19 protein-coding genes are annotated in these 19,830 nt (G+C 66.7%); 11 read left to right on the top strand and 8 right to left on the bottom strand.

Annotated features, from left to right (window positions below):
* Positions 1-46 precede the first annotated feature (46 nt).
* A complete protein-coding gene (locus ACUDP5_RS27540) occupies positions 47-979 on the bottom strand; it encodes a methyltransferase domain-containing protein (RefSeq protein ID WP_445657749.1) in 933 nt (310 codons plus the stop codon).
* Between the two features lie 90 nt (positions 980-1,069).
* Between ACUDP5_RS27540 and ACUDP5_RS27535 the strand changes: the two genes are divergently transcribed.
* Both ACUDP5_RS27535 and ACUDP5_RS27530 read left to right on the top strand, forming a co-directional pair.
* The gene (locus ACUDP5_RS27535; RefSeq protein WP_445657748.1) at positions 1,070-1,786 is read left to right on the top strand and encodes a ComF family protein; all 717 of its coding nucleotides are present in this window, start codon (positions 1,070-1,072) and stop codon (positions 1,784-1,786) included.
* 69 nt (positions 1,787-1,855) lie between these two features.
* Entirely contained in the window at positions 1,856-2,326 is a 471-nt protein-coding gene (locus ACUDP5_RS27530) for a tRNA (cytidine(34)-2'-O)-methyltransferase (protein ID WP_025141082.1), read from the top strand.
* A 426-nt stretch (positions 2,327-2,752) separates the two neighbouring features.
* Here ACUDP5_RS27530 and ACUDP5_RS27525 read toward each other — a convergent pair whose 3' ends face one another.
* From ACUDP5_RS27525 to ACUDP5_RS27505, 5 genes are all read right to left on the bottom strand, one after another.
* Complete coding sequence (locus tag ACUDP5_RS27525; RefSeq protein WP_263915797.1) at positions 2,753-3,748, bottom strand: Bug family tripartite tricarboxylate transporter substrate binding protein; 996 nt, start codon at positions 3,746-3,748, stop codon at positions 2,753-2,755.
* Positions 3,749-3,819: 71 nt separating this feature from the next.
* Positions 3,820-4,872, bottom strand: coding sequence for an NAD(P)H-dependent glycerol-3-phosphate dehydrogenase (locus tag ACUDP5_RS27520; RefSeq protein WP_445657747.1), 1,053 nt, complete (start codon positions 4,870-4,872; stop codon positions 3,820-3,822).
* 18 nt (positions 4,873-4,890) lie between these two features.
* Positions 4,891-5,424: a protein-export chaperone SecB gene (secB, locus tag ACUDP5_RS27515; protein WP_049076759.1), complete on the bottom strand. Its 534-nt coding sequence runs from the start codon at positions 5,422-5,424 to the stop codon at positions 4,891-4,893.
* Positions 5,425-5,480: 56 nt separating this feature from the next.
* Complete coding sequence (gene grxC, locus ACUDP5_RS27510) at positions 5,481-5,738, bottom strand: glutaredoxin 3 (protein ID WP_025138386.1); 258 nt, start codon at positions 5,736-5,738, stop codon at positions 5,481-5,483.
* 50 nt (positions 5,739-5,788) lie between these two features.
* A complete protein-coding gene (locus tag ACUDP5_RS27505) occupies positions 5,789-6,211 on the bottom strand; it encodes a rhodanese-like domain-containing protein (protein ID WP_263915794.1) in 423 nt (140 codons plus the stop codon).
* A 162-nt stretch (positions 6,212-6,373) separates the two neighbouring features.
* Between ACUDP5_RS27505 and gpmA the strand changes: the two genes are divergently transcribed.
* The 7 genes from gpmA (at position 6,374) to ACUDP5_RS27470 (ending at position 14,600) form a co-directional block, all read left to right on the top strand.
* Positions 6,374-7,126, top strand: a complete 753-nt coding sequence (gpmA, locus tag ACUDP5_RS27500) for a 2,3-diphosphoglycerate-dependent phosphoglycerate mutase (RefSeq protein ID WP_199166600.1) — start codon at positions 6,374-6,376, stop codon at positions 7,124-7,126.
* Positions 7,127-7,131: 5 nt separating this feature from the next.
* Entirely contained in the window at positions 7,132-8,736 is a 1,605-nt protein-coding gene (locus ACUDP5_RS27495) for a murein hydrolase activator EnvC family protein (RefSeq protein WP_445657746.1), read from the top strand.
* Between the two features lie 72 nt (positions 8,737-8,808).
* A complete protein-coding gene (locus ACUDP5_RS27490) occupies positions 8,809-10,254 on the top strand; it encodes a S41 family peptidase (RefSeq protein WP_263915793.1) in 1,446 nt (481 codons plus the stop codon).
* On the top strand, positions 10,251-11,006 hold the full coding sequence (locus ACUDP5_RS27485) for a HesA/MoeB/ThiF family protein (protein ID WP_263915792.1): 756 nt from the start codon (positions 10,251-10,253) through the stop codon (positions 11,004-11,006). The genes ACUDP5_RS27490 and ACUDP5_RS27485 overlap by 4 nt, the downstream gene beginning before the upstream one ends.
* A gap of 153 nt (positions 11,007-11,159) precedes the next feature.
* Positions 11,160-12,332, top strand: a complete 1,173-nt coding sequence (locus ACUDP5_RS27480) for a GGDEF domain-containing protein (protein ID WP_263915791.1) — start codon at positions 11,160-11,162, stop codon at positions 12,330-12,332.
* A 139-nt stretch (positions 12,333-12,471) separates the two neighbouring features.
* Complete coding sequence (locus ACUDP5_RS27475; protein ID WP_445657745.1) at positions 12,472-13,182, top strand: FadR/GntR family transcriptional regulator; 711 nt, start codon at positions 12,472-12,474, stop codon at positions 13,180-13,182.
* A 5-nt stretch (positions 13,183-13,187) separates the two neighbouring features.
* The gene (locus ACUDP5_RS27470) at positions 13,188-14,600 is read left to right on the top strand and encodes an FAD-binding oxidoreductase (RefSeq protein WP_445657744.1); all 1,413 of its coding nucleotides are present in this window, start codon (positions 13,188-13,190) and stop codon (positions 14,598-14,600) included.
* Positions 14,601-15,609: 1,009 nt separating this feature from the next.
* Here ACUDP5_RS27470 and thiC read toward each other — a convergent pair.
* Entirely contained in the window at positions 15,610-17,523 is a 1,914-nt protein-coding gene (thiC, locus tag ACUDP5_RS27465; RefSeq protein WP_263915133.1) for a phosphomethylpyrimidine synthase ThiC, read from the bottom strand.
* A 440-nt stretch (positions 17,524-17,963) separates the two neighbouring features.
* Between thiC and ACUDP5_RS27460 the strand changes: the two genes are divergently transcribed.
* The gene (locus ACUDP5_RS27460) at positions 17,964-18,530 is read left to right on the top strand and encodes a SecDF P1 head subdomain-containing protein (protein WP_263915134.1); all 567 of its coding nucleotides are present in this window, start codon (positions 17,964-17,966) and stop codon (positions 18,528-18,530) included.
* A 74-nt stretch (positions 18,531-18,604) separates the two neighbouring features.
* Here ACUDP5_RS27460 and ACUDP5_RS27455 read toward each other — a convergent pair whose 3' ends face one another.
* Complete coding sequence (locus tag ACUDP5_RS27455) at positions 18,605-19,060, bottom strand: helix-turn-helix domain-containing protein (RefSeq protein ID WP_263915135.1); 456 nt, start codon at positions 19,058-19,060, stop codon at positions 18,605-18,607.
* 79 nt (positions 19,061-19,139) lie between these two features.
* Here ACUDP5_RS27455 and ACUDP5_RS27450 point away from each other — a divergent pair, with 79 nt between their 5' ends.
* Positions 19,140-19,826: a winged helix-turn-helix domain-containing protein gene (locus ACUDP5_RS27450; RefSeq protein ID WP_445657743.1), complete on the top strand. Its 687-nt coding sequence runs from the start codon at positions 19,140-19,142 to the stop codon at positions 19,824-19,826.
* Positions 19,827-19,830 lie beyond the last annotated feature (4 nt).

The raw sequence follows: 19,830 nt of genomic DNA, 5'->3' as shown, positions 1-19,830 counted from the left end.
TTGACGCAAAGGGCCGCCGCTGGCGGCCCTTTTGCTTGTTGCGGGCTCAGGGCGTGCCGCGCTGGCGGCCGCCGATGGCGCTGACCGACAGCCGGGTTTCCCCCGCGCTGCCGCGATGGGTCGCGGCGCGCCAGGCGTGGCCGTAGGCCACTTCGATGCTCAGGGCGATGACGCCATCGGGTCGGCGCTGGGATTCCAGCGCCGCGCACAGGCGCTGTTGCCAAGCCCGCCCGACCAGCCCGCCGCGGCGGCCTTCTGCCGGGTTGCCGCCCAGGGCGCGCACGTCTTGCAGCAGTTTTTCGGGGGTGCGGTAGGTCAGGGTCAGGATTTCCTGGTCCATTACCGGGTCTGCGAAACCGTTCTCGACCAGCAGGTCGCCAAAGTCATGCATGTCGACGAAGGCCGGCGTGGCGGTGCGCAGGCCGGCGTCGGTCAGCGCCTGCCGCAGCTCGCGTAGCGTGGCAGGCCCCAGACAGGAAAACATGGCCAACCCGCCCACTTTCAGGATGCGGCGCCATTCGGCCAGCACGGCGTGCGGCTCGCGATGCCAGTGCAGCGCCAGGTTGGACCACACCAGTTCCAGGGATTCCGGCGCCACGCCGGTCGCGGCCAGGTCCGCGTTGACGAAGCCGACGGCCGGGCCGCGCCGGGCCAGCTTGCCGATCCAGGCGGTCAGGCCGGCGGGGGCGTGGCGCTTGCGGGCGATGTCCAGCAGCGGTTCACAGTTGTCCAGGCCGGTGTAGGCGGCATCGGCATAGCGTTCGCGCAGCAGGGGCAGGTTGTCGCCCGCGCCGCAGCCGGCGTCCAGCATGGCTTGCGGCTTGACGCGGATGTACTGCAGCCGGCCAAGCATGCGGCGGGCAACCTCGCCATACAGGAATTGGGCTTCGGCCAGGTCGCCACGGCGGGCGAACTGGCGTGGCACGTCGGCGGCAACGAGGGGAAGCGAAGGCGGGGTGGCGGGTGCTGGCAGGGACATTTCGGTCGCGCCCGGGCCTGCGGCGCGGGGCGGATCATGATTTCATGGGGGATGGCAGACATTATTGCGCATCCCGGCGGACACCGCCGATTGTCCCTACTGGCCATGGGGCGGGGCCTGCTTGCCCGCGTGCCCGGCGATTGTCCCTTGTGCGGGGCGCGGGTGCGCGGCGCCAGGCTGTGCGACGGCTGCGAGGCGGACTTGGCAATCGATCCCCGGACGCCCCGTTGTCCGCGCTGCGCATTGCGGCTGGGTCTGGCCGCACCGCATTGCACGGCTTGCCTGGCGATGCCGCGGGCCTTCGGGCGGACGATCGCGGCGTTCGACTACGAGCCGCCGGCGGATGCGCTGGTCAGCCAATTGAAGACCCAGTTGCGCCTCAGTGCGGCGCCAGTGCTGGCGCGGCTGCTGGCGCAGTCGGTGCGGCGGTACGAGGCACTGCCGCGTGGCTTGCTGCTGGTGCCGGTGCCGTCCAGCCGAAAGTCGCTGCGCCGTCGCGGCATGAATCCCGCGGCGGAGATCGCGCGTGGCCTGGCGGCGCAACTGACGCTGCCGCTGGCCTGCACCGCGCTCAAGCGGCGCCGCGAGACGCCTGGGCAGACGGCGCTGGGACGGCAGGCCCGGGTACGCGGGCCAACGGGAGCGTTTGATTGCGTACGGGATCTGTCGGGGCGCCATGTCGGTTTGGTGGACGATGTGATGACGACCGGAAGCACGGTGCACGCGGCGGCGAAGGCATTGCGGGCGGCGGGAGCGGCCAGCGTGACGGTGCTGGTGGTGGCCCGTACCCCGCGGGCCCCCGGGTAAATCGGCGACAATCCGCTACGCGCGGCCCGTGTGGGTCGCCAGTCTTTCAACGTTTTCGGCCCTATCGCGATGTTCCACGTCATCCTCGTCTGCCCCGAGATTCCGCCCAACACGGGCAACGCTATCCGCCTGTGCGCCAATACGGGCGCGCAATTGCACCTGGTGCGCCCGTTGGGGTTCGAGCTGGATGATGCGCGCATGCGCCGGGCAGGGCTGGATTACCACGAGTGGCAGCCGGTGCGGGTGCACGACACGCTGCAGGAGGCGTTGCAGGATACGGGGGCGCAGGCCTCGCATATCTATGCGTTGACGACGCAGGCGCAGCGTAGCGTGGGGGATGTGCGCTTCGAGCCGGGGGACGTGTTTGTGTTCGGGCGGGAGACCGCAGGGTTGTCCGACGAACACCAGGCGATGTTTGCCCCGCAGCAGCGGTTGCGGTTGCCTATGCGGGCGGGGCAGCGGAGCTTGAATCTCTCGAATGCGGTGGCGGTGACGGTGTTTGAGGCTTGGCGGCAGCAGGGGTATGAGGGTGGGGTTTGAGTTTTGGCGGACTTAGGGGGGGGATTGCGTCGGTTTGAGTTCTTGAGCCGCGCGTGACGGGGCAGGCGGGTGAGGGCGGGGCTACGATTGCGGTCCGGAGCCTTCGCTCCGGACTGCCCCGTCCTCATCGTCGTCCAGGCCTTCGGCCTTCCCTTCCGATTCCGTCGGGCGCATCTACACGCCCCGCCCTCACCCGCCTGCCCCGTCACGCGCTCTTGATGTGCTTTAGTCGCGGCCGCTGGGACGGTCAGTGTGCTTGACGTGCTAGCCAACATCGGAGGGGGGGTTGGCGGGGTGGGACGGTGCCCGCCTCGTGCCGGCCGCGCGGGCGGCCTTACGAGGCTTACGCGGTGTCTTGCGGGCGCCGATGCCGCTGCGCGCGGTTGGGGGGGCGGGTGATTGCGCGCAGGGGCGCCGGTTCTTTGCTTAGTCCAGCGACAGGTTCAGCTTTTGGATCACCTGGTCCCAGCGGGCCTTTTCGTCCTGGATGCGGACGGTCAGGGCTTCGGGGGTGGAGGGGGCGGGGGTGAAGTATTGCAGGGCCATCTGCTTGCGGACCGTGTCGCTGTTGATGATGCGGGTCAGTTCGCTGTTCAGGCGGTCGATGATGGGCATCGGGGTTTCGGCGGGAGCCAGGATGGCGTTCCAGGAGATGGCTTCGAAGTCGGGGTAGCCCTGGGCGGCCATGGTGGGGATGCCGGGCAGGGTGTCGCTGGGCTGCAGGCTGGTGACGGCCAGGACTTTGACTTTGCCGTCGCGGGTCTGGGGCATGGCGATGGCGGGGACCATGAAGCCGGCCTGGATGTCGCCGCCGATGATGGCGCTGATGACCTGCGGGAAACCGGCGTAGGGGATGTGCGCCATGTCGATGCCGGCGCGTTCCTTGAACATTTCCATGGCCAGGTGGGCCGAGCTGCCGGGGCCGACGGAGCCGTAGTTCAGCGAGCTGCCGTGTTCCTTGACCATCTTGACGAAGTCCTGGACGTTGTTGACGTTCTTCAGGTTGCCGGGTACGGCCAGGACGTTGGGGCTGGTGCCGACCAGGGTGACGGGTGCCAGGTCATTGAGGGGGTCGTAGCCCAGGGTCTTTTTGTAGAGCGTGGGGGCGGTGACCAGGGGGCCGTTGATGGTGTAGAGCAGGGTGTAGCCGTCGGGCTTGGCCTGGGTGACGATGCGCGTGCCGATGTTGCCGCCGGCGCCGGGCTTGTTGTCGATGACGATGGGCTGCCCCAGCGCCTGGGCCAGGGGTTCCGAGATCGTGCGCGCCAGGATGTCGGGCGATGAGCCGGGCGGGAAGGGCACCACCATATGGATGGGGCGCTCGGGCCAGTCCGCGTGGGCGGCGGCGGGCAGGATGGCCGCCAGGCTCAGGCAAAGGCCGCGCAGCAGGGGGCCGACCCGGAATTTGCGGGTTTGCGTCATGAAGGATGTCTCCTGGGGTGTCGTGCGTCGTGTTGTTCTTGGACGGGAAGGGGCCGGGCGGCGTGCGGGATTCAGCCGCCGCCGTCGCTCTGTTCGTCGCGGGCGTTGCGCGCCAGCAGGGCGGACACTGCGGTCATGGGGGCTACGCCGTCGAACAGCACGGCGCAGACGGCTTCGGTGATCGGCAGTTCGACGTTGATGGCACGGGCGCGATCCAGGGCGGCGCGGGCGCAGCGCACGCCTTCGGCGGTGATGCCGCTGGCGAGGATGTCGGCCAGTTTGCGGCCGGCGCCGATTTCCAGGCCGACGCGGCGATTGCGCGAGAGTTCGCCCGTGGCGGTCAGCACCAGGTCGCCCAGGCCGGTGAGGCCGGCGAAGGTTTCGGCTTGCGCGCCCAGCGCGACGCCGAAGCGGGTCATTTCGGCCAGGCCGCGGGTGATCAGGGCGGCGCGGGCGTTGGTGCCCAGGGCCAGGCCGTCGCCGATGCCGCAGGCGACGGCGATGACGTTCTTGAGGGCGCCGCCGACTTCCACGCCCACGAGGTCGGTGCTGGCGTAGACACGCAGCGCGGCGCCGTGGAAAGCTTGGGTGGTGGCGGCGCGCAGGGCGGCGTTGTCGCTGGCGACGGTCAGGGCCACGGGCAGCCCTTGGGCGACCTCGCGGGCAAAGGACGGGCCGGACAGCGCGCCGCCAATGGCGCCGGGCAGGGCTTCGCGGATGATTTCGTGGGGCAGCCTGGCCGTGTCGGCTTCGAAGCCTTTGCACGTCCAGACGATGGGGGTGTCCTGCAGGCCCAGTTCGGGCAGGCGGCGCGAGAGTTCAGCGCAGGTGGCGGCCAGGCCGGCCACGGGGACGCCCAGCACGATCAAGGGGGTGGCGCCGGCTTGCTGCAGGCTGCGCAGCGTGGCGTCCAGGTCGGAAGAGATCTCGAGCGACTGGGGCAGGGCGATGCCGGGCAGGTAGCGCGCGTTTTCGCGGCGAGCCGCCATGTCGGCGGCTTGCGCGGGGTTGCGTGCCCACAGTACGGTGGGGTGGCGGCGGCTTGCGGCCGCCGCCAGCGCGGTGCCCCAGCTACCCGCGCCCAGGACGGCGACGCGCAGGCTGGGCGGATTGGGCAGGTTCATGGGGTGCCGCGGCGTGCCTTATTGGCGGGTGGCGCTGGCGGGCAGGATGATGCCCGAGTCGCTGCCATTGCCGTTGGCGTTGCTTTGCTGCTGTTGCAGTTCGGCCAGGCGTTGTTCGTACAGGGCCTGGAAGTTGACTTCGGTCAGGTGCAGCGGCGGCATCGAGGTGCGGGTGATCGCGTCGGCGATGTTGGCGCGCAGGTACGGGTACAGCATGGTCGGGCAAACGATGCCCAGCAGCGGGTCGAGTTGCTCTTCGGGGATGTTGGCGGCTTCGAAGATGCCGGCCTGGGTGCCTTCGACCAGGTACACGACCTTGTCGTTGACACGGGTGGTGACGGTGACGGTGACCGTGGTTTCGAACACGGTTTCGGCCAGGCGCTGGCCGCCCACGGTGATGCTCACTTCGACCTGGGGCGCTTCTTGCTCCAGGAAGACGTGAGGCGCGTTCGGCATTTCCAGCGAAAGGTCTTTCAGGTAGACGCGTTGCAGATTGAACGAGGGCGCGTCGTTGCCGCCTTCTTGCTGGGTGTTTTGGTCTTGATCAGCCATGAGTGTTTCCGTTGGTGGAGGGGGCAAAAAGGGGCGATGGGCCAGGGCCGGGGCGCTTAGCCGTTGAGCAAGGGGGCAAGGCCGCCCGAGCGGTCCAGGGCCATCAGGTCGTCGCAACCGCCGACGTGGGTATCGCCGATGAAGATCTGCGGCACGGTGCGCCGGCCGGTGCGTTCGATCATGAGATCGCGCTGGCCGGGTTCCCGGTCGATCTGGATGATTTCCAGGTCGGTCACGCCGCGCTGCTCGAGCAGCGCCTTGGCGCGGGCGCAATAGGGACAATAGTCCTTGCTGTACATGACAACTTTATTCATAGGCGCTCCAGGCGGATTCTATCGGTAAGGTGGGGGCGCGGCGCGCCGGTTCAACCCTTCTGGGTGACCGGCAGGCTGGCGGCCAGCCAGGCGCGCATGCCGCCTTCCAGCGGCACGACGTCGGCAAAGCCCTGCGCGCGCAGCTTGGTGGCGGCACGGGCCGAATCGCGGCCATTGTCGCAAACCACGACCAGCGGCTTGTTCTTGGGCAGCGAAGCGATCTTTTGTTCCAGGTCGGCGACCGGCAGGCTGCGGGCCTGGGCGATGTGGCCGGCCTGGAATTGTTCGGTGGGGCGCACGTCGACCCAGACGGCCTGGCGCTGGTTGACCATCTGGATGGCTTCCGTGGTGCTCACGGCCGAGCCGGTACGGCCCTTGCGCAGGGCTGGGATGGCCAGCATGACGCCCGAAACGAGGGCTACGGCGACAATGAAGATGTTGTTTTTATCGAGCAAGAATTGCAGAAGGTCCACGGGGCATCCTGAAGTGCGGCGTCTAGCCTGGTAAAGGCGAACCCTGAAGCGCCGCGCCGGGGAAATCGACGGGTGCGCCGGGGCAAAATCAAGGGCAAAATCGCTCAATTATAAAATGAGCGCATTCCCTCACTTTAACCCGCGTTACAAGCGTGCCAAACCATGCATAAACTCGTCCTCATGCGCCACGGCGAAAGCCAGTGGAATCTTGAAAATCGTTTCACCGGCTGGACCGACGTCGACCTGACCGACACGGGCCGCGAACAGGCCCGCAAGGCGGGCGAACTGCTCAAGAAAGAAGGCTATACCTTCGATCTGGCCTATTCCTCGGTGCTCAAGCGCGCCATCCGTACCCTGTGGATCGCCCTGGACGCCATGGACGCCATGTACACCCCCGTGGGGGTGACCTGGCGCCTGAACGAACGCCACTACGGCGCCCTGCAAGGCCTGAACAAGGCCGAGACCGCCGCCAAGTACGGCGACGAGCAGGTGCTGATCTGGCGCCGTGCCTACGCCATCGCGCCCAACCCGTTGTCGCTGGACGACGAACGCCACCCCCGTTTCGACAGCCGTTACGCCAAGATTCCGGCCGACCAGCTGCCGGCCACCGAGTGTCTGAAAGACACCGTGGAACGCGTGCTGCCATTCTGGAACGATTCCATCGCGCCTGCCATCCGTGCCGGCCGCAAGGTCCTGATCGCCGCCCACGGCAACAGCCTGCGCGCGCTGATCAAGCACCTGGACAACGTCTCGGACGACGACATCGTCAACCTGAACATCCCCACCGGGCAACCGCTGGTGTATGAATTGGATGATGACCTGCGCCCGATCCGCCACTATTATCTGGGCGACGCCGCCGAGATCGAGGCGGCCATGGCCGCGGTCGCGGCCCAAGGCAAGGCTAAGAAGGACTGATATCCATGGTGCGCATGGCGGGGTTGTTGTTGGCGGTCATGCTGGCCGGCGGAGCGCTGTCGACGCACGCCGCGCCCAACGACCTCGCCGGTCGCCAGTCCGAGGCTGAGAAGCAGCAAGCCCAGCTGCGCGACCGCATCGAGAACCTGCAAAAGGATATCGACACGCGCGAGGCGGCCCGCAAGGAAGCCGCCGACGCGCTGAAGCAGTCCGAATCCGCGATTTCCAAGATCAATTTGCGCCTGAAAGAGCTGGCGGACGCCAACCGCCAGGCCACGGCGGACCTGGCCAGCCTGGAAAAGCAGATCACCGCGCAACAGACCGTGCTGGCCAAGCGCCGCGTGGAACTGGCCGACCAGTTGCGCACCCAGTACACCAGCGGCCTGTCGCCCTGGACGGCGCTGCTGTCGGGCGACGATCCCCAGGTACTGGGCCGCAACCTCGGCTATCTCGACTATGTGTCGCAGGCCCGTGCCCGCGCCGTCGACGCGCTGCGGGCCGATATCGACCGGCTGGCGGCCTTGCAGGGCCGGGCTGACGCCCGCCGCGCCGAGATCGAAAAGGGCGTGGCCGAGACCTCCGAACAAAAGGCTGCGCTGGTGGGTCAGCAAAAGGCCCGCGCTACCCTGCTGGCACAACTGGAAGGGCAGATTGCCGCCCAGCGTGCCGAAGCCAACAAGTTGGGGCGCGACGACCAGCGCCTGTCGCGCCTGATCACCGATCTGGACGCGGCCATCGCCAAGCAAATCGAAGAGGCCCGCAAAGCCGAAGAAGCGCGGCGCCGTGCCGAAGAGGTGCGTCGTGCAGAGGAAGCCCGCCGCGCCGAAGAGGCTCGCAAGAAGGCCGAAGCCGACCGCCGCGCGGACGAAGCCCGCAAGAAGGCCGAGGCTGACCGCAAGCTGGCTGCCGACAAGGCCGCGGCGGACAATGCCCGCCGCGACCGTACCGCCCGCGAGGCTCGGGAAGCCGCCGAGGCGCGCGAACAGGTCGAAGCCGCGTCGCGGCAGGCGCGCGGCCCGGTCGCCGTGGCCGACCCCGATGCCGCCGGCTTGCGCCCAGCTGAACAGCGTCAGACGCGCCTGACCGGGCCGGCCGAAGCGCCGCCTCCGGTAAAACCCGCGGAACCACCCAAGAAAGCGGAACCTGTTGAAGAAGAAGCCGCTCCAACCCGTAGTGCATCTACCCAGCCGACTCAGCGCGCCGCGCCGCCGGTGGGCGGTGGCAATGGCTTGCGCCATGGCCTGGCCGCGCCGGTGCGGGGGCAGGTGCAGGGTCGTTTCGGGGTCGATCGCCCGGACGGCGGCGTCTGGCGGGGCGTGGTGCTGCGCGCGCCCGAAGGCACGCCCGTCAAGGTGGTGGCCCCCGGCACGGTGGTCTACGCCGAATGGCTGCGGGGTTTCGGCAACCTCATCATTGTGGATCATGGGCAGCAATACCTGACCGTCTATGCTTACAACCAAAGCCTGCTCAAACGGGTGGGCGATTCCGTCGCGGCAGGGGATACTATTGCTACGGTCGGCGCAACCGGCGGCCAAGTGGAATCCGGCCTATACTTTGAAATTCGCCATCGTGGCGCTCCTGTGGATCCGGCCCAGTGGCTGGCGCAGTAAAGCAGTAAAGGGGCTGGTACAGCCAAACCCTCGCCAAACCCTCCTCGGCGAAAACAAATTCGGGAAGTGTGCATGAGCACTCGCAAGTTTCGCGGTTTCGGTCTGATTGCCATCGGTGCGGTGGCAGGTGTCTTGCTCAGCGTGGGCGTGACGGCTGTCGCCCAGCGCGGTAGCCCCCTGCCATTGGACGAACTCAGGCAACTGAGCAACGTTTTCGCCGCGATCAAGAACAACTACGTCGAATCCGTTGACGACAAGACCCTGATCGACAACGCCATTTCCGGCATGGTGTCGAACCTGGATCCGCACTCCGCCTACCTGGACGCCGACGCATTCCGTGAAATGCAGACGGCCACGCAGGGCGAATTCGGCGGGCTGGGGATCGAGGTCGGCGCCGAAGACGGTTTCGTCAAGGTCATCTCGCCCATCGAAGACACGCCTGCCGCGCGCGCGGGCGTCATGGCCGGCGACCTGATCATCAAGATCGACGACACGCCCACCAAGGGCATGTCGCTGAACGACGCCGTCAAGCTCATGCGCGGCGCGCCCAAGTCGCCCATCACGCTGACCATCATGCGTGCCGACCGGCCCCAGCCGATCGTGCTCAAGATCGTTCGCGACATCATCAAGGTGCGCAGCGTGCGCAGCAAGATGCTGGACAACAACGTCGCCTATGTGCGCATCGCCCAGTTCCAGGAAAAGACCGGTGTCGACCTGGCCAAGCAGCTCAAGGACCTCGGCGCCAAGGAAGCCCCCAAGGGCCTGGTGCTCGACCTGCGCAATGACCCGGGCGGCCTCTTGACCAGCGCCATCGGTGTGTCCGGCGCCTTCCTGCCGTCCGATGCCCTGGTGGTCTCCACCGACGGCCGTACGCCGGATGCCCGCCACAAGTACCTGGCGACGCCGTCGGAATACGCCCGCGGCGAAAGCAACTACCTGTCGGGCCTGCCGGCCTGGACCAAGACCGTGCCGATGGTGGTGCTGGTCAACGTGGGTTCGGCCTCGGCCTCGGAAATCGTGGCCGGTGCGCTGCAAGACCACAAGCGCGCCAAGGTGCTGGGCAACCGTACCTTCGGCAAGGGCTCGGTGCAGGTGATCCTGCCGCTGTCGGAAACGACCGCGGTCAAGCTCACCACGTCGCGCTACTTCACGCCCAGCGGCCGTTCGATCCAGGCGACCGGCATCGAACCCGACTACGTCGTGGCCGATACCGCCGACGGCGATCTGTTCCGCCTGCCGCGCGAAGCCGACCTGCAACGCCACCTGTCCAACCCGGGCACGTCCAACGAAGTGAAGTCCAACGCCGACCAGGACAATGTCGACGTTCCGACCAAGGTGTTCGAGTTCGGCGGCAAGGACGACTTCCAATTGCAGCAGGCGCTGAACCTGCTGGCCGGCAAGCCGGTGCAGAAGGGCACCGCCCGCGCGCAGGCCAAGGCTGATGCCAAGCCCGGCACGGCCGGCGCCCAGCGCATGAAGATCACGCCGACCGGAGTCGAGCCCAGCAAGGACAAATGAACGACGAGCAACTGCTGCGCTACGCCCGCCACATCCTGCTCGACGAGCTGGGTATCGAAGGGCAGGAAAAGCTGCTGGCGGCGCGTGTGCTTATCGTAGGGGCGGGCGGACTGGGTTCGCCTGCCGCGCTCTACCTGGCCACGGCAGGCGTCGGCGACATCACGCTGGCTGACGACGACGTCGTCGAACTCAGCAACCTGCAACGCCAGATTCTTCACACCACGACCAGTGTCGGCCGGCCCAAAGCCGAGTCGGGGCGCGATATGCTGGCCGCGTTCAATCCCCAGGCCCGTGTGCATGCCCGCGTCGAACGCCTGCAAGGCCAGGCTTTGTCCGACGCCGTGGCGCAGGCCGACCTGGTGCTGGACTGCACCGACAACTTCACCACGCGCCACGCCATCAACCGCGCCTGCGTGCAGCATCGCAAGCCGCTGGTGTCGGGCGCGGCCATCCGTTTCGACGGCCAGGTCAGCGTCTACGACCTGCGCGACGACCACGCGCCGTGCTATCACTGCCTGTTTCCCGAGGCCGACGACGTCGAAGAAGCCAATTGCGCCACCATGGGTGTGTTCGCGCCGGTGGTGGGCATCATCGGCAGCATGCAGGCCGCCGAGGCCCTGAAGCTGCTGTCCGGGGTGGGCGAGAGCCTGTCCGGGCGCCTGTTGTGGCTGGACGTGCGCACGATGCAGTGGCGCAGCGTGAATGTGCAGCGCGATCCGGAATGTGCCGTCTGCGGTCACCGCGGGCACTGAACAGGGCGGAAGCGGGGCACTCCGTCCCCCTAAAATCCGGAAGGCATTGCCCTTGCGGACAATATTAAAGGTTTGAAATACCTGCTATAACGCCAGCCAGCCTATCGCATAAGGACAGGCAGCTTTGGACGTGACGGTGTGGAAACAGCAGGATTGAGCTTCAGCCTGCCCAAGTGGCGGTTGACCCGTTGGTTGACGCATTCCGGGCAAGATACTCCCGCGGATATCCGCGTCGCCTTGATCGCCAGCCTGTTCGGCACCTTGCCCATCTTTGCCGGCGGCGTCATCAACACCCTGATGATTTCCGGCGTCGTGACCTGGCGGCGCCCCGAGCCGATCTACATTTCGTGGCTGGTGCTGGAAATCGTGCTGGCCCTGGTGCGCGTCACCATTCTGCGGTCGGCCCTGCGCAACGCGGCGCGCGGCGGCAATACCCACACCGACATCTACATCCTGCTGGCCCTGTTGTGGGCGTTCAGCGTGGGCTACGGGGTGTTCATCACCTTCCTGAACCACGACTGGCTGGCGGCCACGCTGGCGGGCGTGTCCTGCGGCGCCATGGCCGGCGGCATCTGCTTTCGCAACTATGGCGCGCCGCGGCTGGTGGCCGCGATGATCTTCCTGAGCCTGGGCCCGATGTGCCTGGGAGCGCTGTTCGCCGGTGAAATCGTCACGGCGATCGTCTTCATCCAGATCCCGTTCTACCTGGTCAGCATGAGCATCGCGTCGCAGCGGTTGCGGCGCATCCTGGTGTCCACCATGCTGGCCGAGCGCGAGAACGAGCGCCGGGCGAGCCTGGATGCGTTGACCGGCCTGGCCAACCGTGCCGGGCTGGAAGCCGCGCTTGAACGCATCTGCACCAGCGCGCGCGAGCATGACAGCGCCGCCGCCCTGTTCTATATGGACATGGACGATTTCAAGATCATCAACGATACCCACGGCCACGCCGCGGGTGACCATGTGCTGAAAACGATCGCCGAACGCATGCGCGCCATGCTGCGGGTGGACGACGTGGCCGCCCGCATCGGCGGCGACGAATTCATCGTGCTGGCCACCGGCATCGACGCCACCGCCGCCCTGCGGCTGGGCAACCATCTGCTGCGCGACGCCACGCAGCCCATCACGCTTGCCGATGGCACGCGCGTCTGCGTCGGGCTGTCCATCGGCATATCCCTCATTTCCGGCGCCAACCGCAAAGCCCAATCGGTGCTGGATTCCGCGGATGCGGCGCTGTATCGCGCCAAGGCCAGGGGCGGCCGCCGCTGCGCCGTGGCGGGCGCACCGGAGCTGGAAGAGGCCGAGGCCGGCGGAGCCGCCGTCGCTTGAGCAAGCGGGCTTGCGCCCGCCCGGGTACGGCGCGATTCCGCTGCCGATGCCGATCAAGCCCGGGGACTGACAAGCCAGGGTCCCGGTTTTCCAAAAGTTATCAGATAACCTGAGAAGTCTGCGCTATACTGGCGGCGCCATGCTGACCAAGACCCTTACCCTGACCGAACAGGTCGCCCGCCAGATTGCCGACGACATTGCCCAGGGCGCCTGCCCCGTGGGCACCAAGCTGCCGCCGGGGCGGGTGCTGGCCGAGCAATACGGCGTCAGCGCCGCGGTCATTCGCGAGGCCACCGAACGCCTGCGGGCCCAGGGCCTGATCCAGAGCCGCCAAGGCTCGGGCAGTGTCGTGGTGTCGCGCACCGGCTCGCAAGGCTTCCTGGTGCCGGCCGACATCGCGGTCAGCCGAGAGCAGTTGGCCAACGTCTACGAATTGCGGATGGAACTGGAAGGGGGGGCTGCGGCCCTGGCGGCCCAGCGGCGCACCCCCGTCGATCTGGATGCCATGGCCCGCGCGCTGGCCGACCTGGAACGCCACCTGGATCATCCCGAGCTCAGCGTGGAGCACGACATCGCGTTCCACCTGGCCATTGCCACGGCAACGCACAACCCGTTCTACCAAGACCTGTTGCAATACCTGAACCTGCAATTGCGCCTGGCCGTCAGCACGGCGCGTTCGAACACTCGCCGCCAGGAAGGCATGACGCACGCGGTGCACCAGGAGCACGTGGCGGTGTTCGACGCGATCCGCGCGGGCGACGCCGACAGCGCTCGCGCGATGGCGGTGCGCCACTTGCGCCAGGCCGCAGGCCGCCTGCAACTGGATTCCCTCTTTCCCGTTTCCCCATAGACATCATGAGCTCAACCGATATTGCACAGCGCCTGGTCCAGGCCCTGGGTCCCGATACCGTCTACACCGCCGACGCCGACATCGCGCCGTGGCTGTCGGATTGGCGAGGCCTGTACAACGGCCACGCGCAAGCGGTGGTGCGTCCGCGCACGACCGCCGAAGTCTCGACCTGCCTGGCGATCTGCAACGAGGCCGGCGTGCCGGTGGTGCCGCGCGGCGGCAATACGGGCCTGTGCGGCGGTGCCACGCCGGACGCCGCGCCGGTGAATGTGGTGCTCAGCCTGGACCGCATGAATGCCGTGCGTTCGATCGACACCGTGGCCAATACGATGGTGGCCGAAGCCGGCTGCATCCTGGGCAACCTGCGCCGCGCAGCGCAGGACGCCAGCCGCCTGCTGCCGCTGAGCCTGGCCGCGGAAGACTCGAGCCAGATCGGCGGCAACGTCGCCACCAATGCCGGCGGCGTGAATGTGGTGCGCTACGGCATGGCGCGCGAGCTGGTGCTGGGCCTGGAAGCGGTGCTGCCCAATGGCGAGATCTTCAACGGCCTGCGCACGCTGCGCAAGGACAACACGGGCTACGACCTGAAGCAGCTGCTGATCGGCTCGGAAGGCACGCTGGGCGTGATTACGGCGGTGGCGCTGCGCCTGTTCCCGCGCACGGACGTGCGTTCGGTGGTGCTGGCGGCAGTCGAGTCGCCGGCCCAGGCGTTGCAACTGTTCGAGATACTGTTCGAGCAATGCGGCGCGCGCCTGCAAGCCTTCGAGTATTTTTCGGGCGACTGCCTGGACCTGGTGCTGACGCACGCAGCGGGCGTACAGGAACCGTTCGATCAACGCTACCCGGCGTACGTGCTGGTGGAGCTGGCGGACACGGCAGACGAGGCCGCGCTGACGGCGTTGCTGGAAAACGTGATCGGCACGGCGCTGGAACGCGGCCTGTGCCTGGACGCGGCGGTATCGGCGTCGCTGGCGCAGCTGCAAGCCCTGTGGAAACTGCGCGAGGAAATCTCGGAAGCCCAACGCGCAGACGGCCCCCACCTGAAGCACGATGTGTCGCTGCCGATCGAAAGCATCCCGGACTTCATGGCGTCGGCCGAAGCCCGCATCCGCGCGCTCTACCCGGACCTGCGCCCGTTCATCTTCGGCCATTTCGGCGACGGCAACCTGCACTACAACCTGTCCAGGCCGGCGGGTGCAGACCGCAGCTGGGTGGCGGAACATGGGGCGGCGATTACGGATGCTGTGCTGGATGAGGTGAACCGGTATGGGGGGAGCATCAGTGCTGAGCATGGGATCGGGCAGTTGAAGCGGGATCACTTCTTGCATAGCAAGGATGCGTTGGAGTTGCGGGTGATGCGGGAGATCAAGCGGGTGTTGGATCCTAAGGGGATCATGAATCCTGGGAAGCTGCTTTAACGCTTGGTGTTGTAGGCTGGTTGTTGCTTCGTGGGTCGTTCGGTGCTTCGTAGGTCGCTCTGGGCTTCATAGGGCGTTCGGTACTTCGTAGGTCGTCCCTCGCGGCGGTGGCATGCGGGGCGGGCGCCCACGATTGCGGTCCGGAGCGTTCGCTCCGGACTGCCCCGTCGTCATCGTCGTCCAGGCCTTCGGCCTTCCCTTCCGATTCCCTCGGGCGCATCGAGGTTGCCCGCCCCGCATGCCACCGCCGCGAGGGACTACGCGCGTCTCGAATTGTTGCGCTGCTAGACCTGTGTGCAGGGAATGGAATCTACGGGGTCGCCAAGCCGCGGCCGCGCGGGCGGCCACGTTTGGCATTCGTGTTGCTGACAGTGTTGCGGGTGCGCTTCGTGCTGTTGGAGATGGGTTTTCTATTGGGTCGCACATCGTGGGGGTGGGGCGGTGATGGGCGGCGCGGCAGGCGCTTGATTGCGCATGCTGACCGTCTCGCGCGCCGCCCATCAGGCGTTGCACACGGGTGTGGAACGCCACGGCATCCGCGCCGCTAGAAGACCGGTGGCAGGTGGGGGGCAATTCAACAGGTGATCAAAATGCGCGCGATCCCCGCAAGCGCGAGAGCGGCATCGGTGCACGCAAGACGCCGCGTAAGCCTCGTAAGGCCGCCCGCGCGGCCGGCACGAGGCGGGCACCGTCCCACCCCGCCAACCCCTCCCTCCGATGTTGGCTAGCACGTCAAGCACACTGACCGTCCCAGCGGCCGCGACTAAAGCACATCAAGAGCGCGTGACGGGGCAGGCGGGTGAGGGCGGGGCGTGTAGATGCGCCCGACGGAATCGGAAGGGAAGGCCGAAGGCCTGGACGACGATGAGGACGGGGCAGTCCGGAGCGAAGGCTCCGGACCGCAATCGTAGCCCCGCCCTCACCCGCCTGCCCCGTCACGCGCGGCTCAAGAACTCAACCGCACGCACTTCCAAGACCAATCAATTCAGAAAAGAAACCGAATCAGCAATCACTGCCGATGATAAACCTCGGCCCCTTTCTTAACGAACTCGATTGATTTTTCCTGCATTCCCTTTTGCAGCGCATCCTTCTCGCTGACACCCTGGGCAGCCGCATAATCACGGACGTCTTGCGTGATCTTCATGCTGCAGAAGTGCGGGCCGCACATCGAGCAGAAGTGGGCCACCTTCATCGAGTCCTTGGGCAGCGTCTCGTCGTGGAATTCCTTGGCCGTGTCCGGGTCCAGGCCCAGGTTGAACTGGTCGTCCCAGCGGAATTCGAAGCGTGCCTTGGACAGGGCGTTGTCGCGGATGGCCGCGCCGGGGTGGCCCTTGGCCAGGTCGGCGGCGTGGGCGGCGATCTTGTACGTGATGATGCCGTCCTTCACGTCCTTCTTGTTCGGCAGGCCCAGGTGTTCCTTGGGCGTCACATAACAGAGCATGGCCGTGCCGTACCAGCCGATCAGTGCCGCGCCGATCCCCGAGGTGATGTGGTCGTAGCCCGGGGCGATGTCCGTCGTCAGGGGGCCCAGCGTGTAGAACGGCGCCTCGTGGCAGTGTTCCAGCTGCAGCTCCATGTTTTCCTTGATCATCTGCATCGGCACGTGGCCGGGGCCTTCGATCATCACCTGCACGTCGTGCTTCCAGGCCACTTGCGTCAGTTCGCCCAGGGTCTTCAGTTCAGCGAACTGGGCTTCGTCGTTTGCGTCGTAGCCCGAACCCGGGCGCAGGCCGTCGCCGAGCGAGAAGCTGACGTCGTAGGCCTTCATGATTTCGCAGATTTCCTCGAAACGTTCGTAGAGGAAGCTTTCCTTGTGGTGCGCCAGACACCACTTGGCCATGATCGAACCGCCGCGCGAGACGATGCCGGTCATGCGGTCGGCCGTCATGGGGATGAAAGGCAGGCGCACGCCCGCGTGGATCGTGAAGTAGTCCACGCCTTGCTCGGCTTGTTCGATCAGCGTGTCGCGGAAGATTTCCCAAGTGAGTTCTTCGGCCTTGCCGTCGACCTTTTCCAGCGCCTGGTAGATCGGCACCGTGCCGATCGGCACCGGCGAGTTGCGGATGATCCATTCGCGGGTTTCGTGGATGTGCTTGCCCGTGGACAGGTCCATCACGGTGTCGCCGCCCCAGCGGATCGCCCAGGTCATCTTTTCGACTTCTTCGCCGATGCCGGAGCTGACGGCCGAGTTGCCGATGTTGGCGTTGATCTTCACCAGGAAGTTGCGGCCGATGGCCATCGGCTCGACTTCGGGATGGTTGATGTTCGCCGGGATGATCGCGCGGCCGCGGGCGATCTCGTCGCGCACGAATTCCGGGGTGATCGCGGCGGGGATGGCGGCGCCGAACGATTGGCCGGGATGCTGGCGCAGCAGGCGCTTGACCATCTTTTCGCCGTCCGGGCCGCTGTCGCGCAGCGTTTGCAGATAGTGTTCGCGGCGCAGGCTTTCGCGGATCGCCACGTATTCCATTTCCGGCGTGATGATGCCGCGGCGGGCGTAGTGCATCTGCGAGACGTTGGCGCCGGCCACCGCGCGGCGGGGCGGGCGTTGCAGGTCAAAGCGCATGGCCGTCAGCTTGGGATCGGTCAGGCGTTCCTTGCCGTAGTCGCTGGTGGGGCCGGACAGCACTTCCGTGTCGCCGCGCTCCTCGATCCAGGCGCGGCGCAGTTCGGGCAGGCCGCGGCGGATGTCGATCTTGACGTCGGGGTCGGTGTAGGGGCCGCTGCAATCGTAGACCGTCAGCGGCGGGTTCTTTTCACCGCCGAACATGGTGGGGGTGTCGTCTTGCTCGATCTCGCGAAAGGGCACGCGGATGTCGGGGCGGGAACCGACTTCGTAGACCCGGCGGGATTTGGGCAAGGGGGCGACCGCGGCCGCGTCGACTTCGGCGGTGGCGGCCAGGAATTTGGGATTGGCGTTCATGGAAAGCTCCAAGCGAATGGTTTGGAGCCGATCGGGAATGGACTCCCGCCATGCGGGCATGGCGGGAATACGGCTCCCAGCATCGGCATTATCCGTACTGGTACGAAGGGACTCTCTCAACACGTCGGACCATCAAGGCGCGACGAGTACCCCTGCGCGAAAGCGAAGTATAGAGCCTGCCAGGGCCGCAGGCGAATGGAGAGCGATGCTGCATCGCGGTAAGGCGGGCGTGGCCGGCAGGCGCCAAGCGCCGGGCCTTCCGGCGCAGGCCCGAGTACAGGCGCAGGACGCGAAGCAGGTGCGTGTCATGGCGCTGGCCGTAGTACCGGTTTACATTTGGAATCAGTCTGCGGAGACACTGCCATACATGTTCTGTACACTTTTTCCCGTCAGCCGGGGGTCAGTCCTTCGGCTCCAGTCCACTTAAGAAGGAATCGAGCATGCAACTGACCCTACGCAAATTGGCGCCTGCACTGGTCGTCATGACCCTTGCGCTTGCAGGTTGCAAGACCGCCCCGACCAAATCCGGCGCCGCCGCCACGCCCGACACGGCGGGCCAGCAGCAGCCTTCCGCCCAGCAACCGGCGACCGCGTCGATCGTCGAGTTCTACGTGGCGCAGAGCCAGCCGGGCGCCGGCCTGGTTGAACTGAACCTGCCTGACGGCAAGATCTATCTGCAACAGCAACCGGTGTTGACCCGCGCTGACCTGACCGAAGCCGCGGCCCTGGTCGACCGTCAAGGCGCCAACTTCGTCGGCCTGCGCTTCTCGGACGCCGGCACCCGTAAGCTCACCGAAGTCAGCACCCAGAACGTCGGCAACATGCTGGCGCTGGTGATCGATCGCGAGCTGATCGCTGCGCCCCGTATCGGCGAGCCCCTGAACCGCGGCGTGCTGGCCTTTGGCGTGCCTTCGGCGCAGGCCGCGTCCGACATCGCCGCGAAGATCCGTGGCGAGAGCGCGCCGGCTGCTGGCGCTGCGCCGGCACCCGCACCCGCCAAGCCCTGATCCCAGGCGCGCGCAAACAAGAAGCCCGGCAATGCCGGGCTTTTTTCATGCGGCCGGGTATTCGCCCGAGGGCATCAACTGATCTTGCGGCCGCGCGGCTTGATGCCACGGCGCGCTTGCACCGTTTCAATGAAGGTCTGCGTCAGGGCTTCGAGCATGGCCCTGTCGTCCGGGGTCAGTGTGTCGAACTGCGCGGGAGCGATGTTGGGGAAAGGCCAGGGCGCCTGCGGACGAGGGCGACGGGCGGCCGGGCGCGGCAACGATTCGGACACGCCGGTGGACGGCGGCAGCGTATCGCTGAGATCGTAGCCTTCCATGGGCAGCTCCATGGGGCCTTTGCCGGTTTCAAGCCATTCGAGCTCGACCTTGAGAACCTGGGCCAGCTTGCGCAGTGAACGGCTGGAATGACGCAGCCCGCTTTCATAGCTGCCAATCGCGCTTTGCGAGAGGCGCGCCAGGCGTGCGACGGTCTTTTGCGTGTGGCCACGCAAAAGACGGGCGTGCTTCAGTCGGTCTGAAAATGTTTTCACGCGTCGATTGAAGCTTGCGCCTTCGGCACTTTGGTAGCTATAAATATTACTTACGTGATACGTTGGGGGAGACGATCGCATGCAGGAAGTAGGTCACGTCCTCGTCGTGCAACTTGATGGAATAGCGTGCAATAAGTTCGTGCTTACCTTACGCCAATTCCGCTGGCGGGTCAGCCTGTGCGAGTCGCCGGATCATCTGTTGGCGCGTCTGGACGACGAGTCGGCTGACGCGATTGTGCTGTTTGGCGCAGGGCAGGGCCTGTCGGCACTGATCCTTTCGCTGCGCCTTGCGGCGCCTGCCACGCGGGTGGTCTGGCAGCCGTCTTCGGACTGTCCGCGGGCGCGGATTGCCGCGCTGGACGCCGGCGCGCACGCGTGCGTGCCGCCCAATGCGACGGACGAAGAATGGGATGCGGTGCTGCGCAACTTGATTCGCGGCGGTCGTCCAGCGCTTGCCTTGCGGCCGCGGTGGCGTGTCGATGCACGAGGCCGCATGCTCGCGGGGCCGGGCGGCGAACGCCTGCCACTGACACACACCGAGCGTGCTTTTTTTGTCAGCCTGTTGAGCGCACCGGGGCAGTGCTTGCCGCGCGAAGGGTTTTTTCCCGATGCGGCGCGGGATCCCCAGGACGGTGCGCGGCGGGTGGACGTGCTGGTGTCACGCTTGCGCACCAAGGCGCGGCGGCGCAATTTCGAATTGCCGGTGCTGGCGGTGCGCGGGTGGGGCTACATGCTGCTGCCGCACGCTGCGGCAGGGCCGGGGTAGCAGA

This window comes from Achromobacter sp. NCFB-sbj8-Ac1-l (genome assembly GCF_052695805.1).
The sequence above is the reverse complement of the archived record's forward strand: the minus strand, read 5'-3'. Positions and strand labels throughout refer to the sequence as shown.

What these genes read in the sequence shown, in the direction of transcription:
- ACUDP5_RS27540 (WP_445657749.1), bottom strand. Translation starts at nt 979, where the DNA reads ATGTCCCTGCCAGCACCCGCCACCCCGCCTTCGCTTCCCCTCGTTGCC.
- ACUDP5_RS27530 (WP_025141082.1), top strand. Translation starts at nt 1,856, where the DNA reads ATGTTCCACGTCATCCTCGTCTGCCCCGAGATTCCGCCCAACACGGGC.
- ACUDP5_RS27525 (WP_263915797.1), bottom strand. Translation starts at nt 3,748, where the DNA reads ATGACGCAAACCCGCAAATTCCGGGTCGGCCCCCTGCTGCGCGGCCTT.
- ACUDP5_RS27520 (WP_445657747.1), bottom strand. Translation starts at nt 4,872, where the DNA reads ATGAACCTGCCCAATCCGCCCAGCCTGCGCGTCGCCGTCCTGGGCGCG.
- secB (WP_049076759.1), bottom strand. Translation starts at nt 5,424, where the DNA reads ATGGCTGATCAAGACCAAAACACCCAGCAAGAAGGCGGCAACGACGCG.
- grxC (WP_025138386.1), bottom strand. Translation starts at nt 5,738, where the DNA reads ATGAATAAAGTTGTCATGTACAGCAAGGACTATTGTCCCTATTGCGCC.
- gpmA (WP_199166600.1), top strand. Translation starts at nt 6,374, where the DNA reads ATGCATAAACTCGTCCTCATGCGCCACGGCGAAAGCCAGTGGAATCTT.
- ACUDP5_RS27495 (WP_445657746.1), top strand. Translation starts at nt 7,132, where the DNA reads ATGGTGCGCATGGCGGGGTTGTTGTTGGCGGTCATGCTGGCCGGCGGA.
- ACUDP5_RS27490 (WP_263915793.1), top strand. Translation starts at nt 8,809, where the DNA reads ATGAGCACTCGCAAGTTTCGCGGTTTCGGTCTGATTGCCATCGGTGCG.
- ACUDP5_RS27485 (WP_263915792.1), top strand. Translation starts at nt 10,251, where the DNA reads ATGAACGACGAGCAACTGCTGCGCTACGCCCGCCACATCCTGCTCGAC.
- ACUDP5_RS27475 (WP_445657745.1), top strand. Translation starts at nt 12,472, where the DNA reads ATGCTGACCAAGACCCTTACCCTGACCGAACAGGTCGCCCGCCAGATT.
- ACUDP5_RS27470 (WP_445657744.1), top strand. Translation starts at nt 13,188, where the DNA reads ATGAGCTCAACCGATATTGCACAGCGCCTGGTCCAGGCCCTGGGTCCC.
- thiC (WP_263915133.1), bottom strand. Translation starts at nt 17,523, where the DNA reads ATGAACGCCAATCCCAAATTCCTGGCCGCCACCGCCGAAGTCGACGCG.
- ACUDP5_RS27460 (WP_263915134.1), top strand. Translation starts at nt 17,964, where the DNA reads ATGCAACTGACCCTACGCAAATTGGCGCCTGCACTGGTCGTCATGACC.
- ACUDP5_RS27450 (WP_445657743.1), top strand. Translation starts at nt 19,140, where the DNA reads ATGCAGGAAGTAGGTCACGTCCTCGTCGTGCAACTTGATGGAATAGCG.